The sequence below is a fragment of the Rhizobacter sp. P1_G5 genome, from assembly GCF_056405435.1.
This window is the reverse complement of record NZ_JBFUCB010000871.1, coordinates 1-1,926: the sequence shown is the minus strand read 5'-3', so window position 1 is coordinate 1,926 and position 1,926 is coordinate 1. Positions and strand designations below refer to the sequence as shown.

Sequence of the window (1,926 nt, the reverse complement as noted above, 5' to 3'; positions counted from 1 at the left end):
AGCCGGAACCGGCTCGGGAGGTCGTCGCCGCCGCCGAACCGGAACCCGCGGCCTCCGCTCCCGCCGTGCCTGCGTCCGCGCCGCCGCCCGAGCCGCCGCCGGTCGCTGTCGCGGCCGATCCCGCCGCGTCGGCCCCGGCCGCCTTCGAATGGCCCGGCTCGACCCGCCTCAGCTACGTGCTGACCGGCAACTTCCGCGGCCATGTCGACGGCGAGGCGCAGGTCGAGTGGATCCGCGACGGCAACCGCTACCAGGTGAACGTCGACGTGGTCATCGGGCTGTCGTTCGCGCCGGCCGCGTCGCGCCGGCTGACGAGCGAGGGCCAGCTGACCGCCGACGGGCTGTACCCGACGCGCTACGACCAGCTGACGCACGTGATGCTGCGCGACGACCAGCGCGTGGCGATGCAGCTGCTGCCCGATGCGGTGGTGCTGGCCAACGGGCAGCGGCGCATCCGCTGGCCGGGCGTGCAGGACACCGCGAGCCAGTTCGTGCAGCTGACCTGGCTGTTCACGACGCAGCCGCAGAAGCTGCGCACCGGCGAGAGCGTCGAGATCCCGCTCGCGCTGCCGTTCCGTGTCGAGCCGTGGACGTACGACGTGCTGGAGGAGGAGACGCTGTACACCCCCTTCGGCGAGGTGCAGGCCTTCCGCGTGAAGCCGCGCCGCCAGCCGCGCGGCGGCGACCTGATCCCCGAGATGTGGATCGCGCCGAGCATGCGCTACCTGCCGCTGCGCATCCGCATCCACCAGGACGCCGACACCTGGGTCGACCTGATGATCAAGCGCAAGCCGGAGCTGGCCGCGTCGTGAGCGCGACCTGCCTACACTCGATCCCTGACCCCCCAAGAAACCCGGAAGGAGACCCGATGACCTACGAATGCATCCTCACCGACATCCAGGGCAACGGCCCGCTGCGCATCGGCGTCGTCACGCTGAACCGGCCGAAGCAGCTGAACGCGCTGAACGACACGCTGATGGACGAGCTGGGCGCGGCGCTGAAGGCCTTCGATGCCGACGAGGCGATCGGCTGCATGGTGGTCACCGGCAGCGAGAAGGCGTTCGCGGCCGGCGCCGACATCGGTGCGATGGCGGGCTGGAACTTCATGGACGTCTACAAGAGCGACTACATCACGCGCAACTGGGAGACCATCCGCAGCGTGCGCAAGCCGGTGATCGCCGGGGTGAGCGGCTTCGCGCTGGGTGGCGGCTGCGAGCTCGCGATGATGTGCGACATCATCATCGCGGCCGACACCGCGAAGTTCGGCCAGCCCGAGATCAAGCTCGGCATCATCCCCGGCGCCGGCGGCACGCAGCGGCTGCCGCGCGCGGTCGGCAAGGCGAAGGCGATGGACCTGGTGCTGACGGGCCGCATGATGGATGCGGCCGAGGCCGGGCGCGCGGGCCTGGTGTCGCGCGTGGTGCCGGCGGCCGAGCTGCTGGGCGTGACGCTGGCGGCGGCGCAGGCGATCTGCGAGTACGGCGGGCCGAGCGTGATGATGGCCAAGGAGGCGGTGAACCGCGCCTACGAGGGGCCGCTCGCGGAGGGCATCCAGTTCGAGCGCCGCATGTTCCATGCGCTGTTCGCGACCGAGGACCAGAAGGAAGGGATGGACGCGTTCGTCAACAAGCGCAAGGCGAATTTCAAGCACCGGTAGTTTGGGCGCGGAAGGCGGGTGCGGGGAGGCTGTGGTGCGCCGTCGGGTGCGGTCTTCGCCCCTCTCGGGGCGAAGACTCCCCTGCGCTGACTGGTTTCATGGCCCGTCGCCCAAACTCAACAAGCGCAAGGCGAATTTCAAGCACCGGTAGTTTGGGCGCGGAAGGCGGGTGCGGGGAGGCTGTGGTGCGCCGTCGGGTGCGGTCTTCGCCCCTCTCGGGGCGAAGACTCCCCTGCGCTGACTGGTTTCATGGCCCGTCGCCCAAACTC

The 1,926-nt window shown here is 70.2% G+C and carries 2 protein-coding genes; both read left to right on the top strand.

Annotated features, from left to right (window positions below):
* Positions 1-812: DUF3108 domain-containing protein (locus tag AC1D12_RS32145; RefSeq protein WP_477845211.1), on the top strand; the 812-nt coding region annotated here is incomplete at its 5' end.
* Positions 813-868: 56 nt separating this feature from the next.
* Positions 869-1,657: an enoyl-CoA hydratase gene (locus AC1D12_RS32140; protein ID WP_477845210.1), complete on the top strand. Its 789-nt coding sequence runs from the start codon at positions 869-871 to the stop codon at positions 1,655-1,657.
* Positions 1,658-1,926: the final 269 nt, after the last annotated feature.

Excerpts from the sequence above, each read along its gene's own strand:
- AC1D12_RS32140 (WP_477845210.1), top strand. The coding sequence starts at position 869 with ATGACCTACGAATGCATCCTCACCGACATCCAGGGCAACGGCCCGCTG.